Consider the following 600-nt stretch of genomic DNA (forward strand, 5'->3'; position numbering starts at 1 on the left):
TGGTTGTTGACGCTGTCGATGGCCCGATGCCTCAGACTCGTTTTGTAACGCAAAAAGCATTTGAGCAAGGTCTAAAGCCGATTGTTGTTATCAATAAAATTGACCGTCCTGGCTCACGCCCTGATTGGGTAATGGATCAAATTTTTGATTTGTTCGATAATCTAGGTGCAACTGATGAGCAGCTTGATTTCCCAGTGGTTTATGCATCAGCGTTAAATGGTATTGCAGGTTTGGAAGCAGACGATTTAGCTGATGACATGACGCCACTATTTAAAACTATTGTTGATGTTGTACAACCACCACAGGTTGATGCAGACGCACCATTCCGTATGCAAATATCAAGCCTTGATTACAACAGCTTCGTTGGTGTTATCGGTATTGGTCGTATCCAGCGCGGTAAAGTGAAAGTTAATACACCAGTTACTGTCATTGATAAGCATGGTAAGACACGTAACGGTCGTATCCTAAAAATCATGGGCTACCATGGCCTTGATCGTATTGATGTTGAAGATGCACAGGCTGGTGATATCGTTTGTATCACGGGTATCGATGCACTTAATATCTCAGATACGATTTGTGATCCTAATAATGTTGAAGCAT

1 protein-coding gene is annotated in these 600 nt (G+C 42.2%); it reads left to right on the top strand.

Annotation, left to right across the window (positions count from 1 at the left end; genetic code table 11):
• Nucleotides 1-600: GTP-binding protein (locus ACS8FC_RS19125; RefSeq protein WP_439297951.1), on the top strand; the 600-nt coding region annotated here is incomplete at both ends.

This window comes from Psychrobacter sp. 1Y4 (assembly GCF_051847555.1).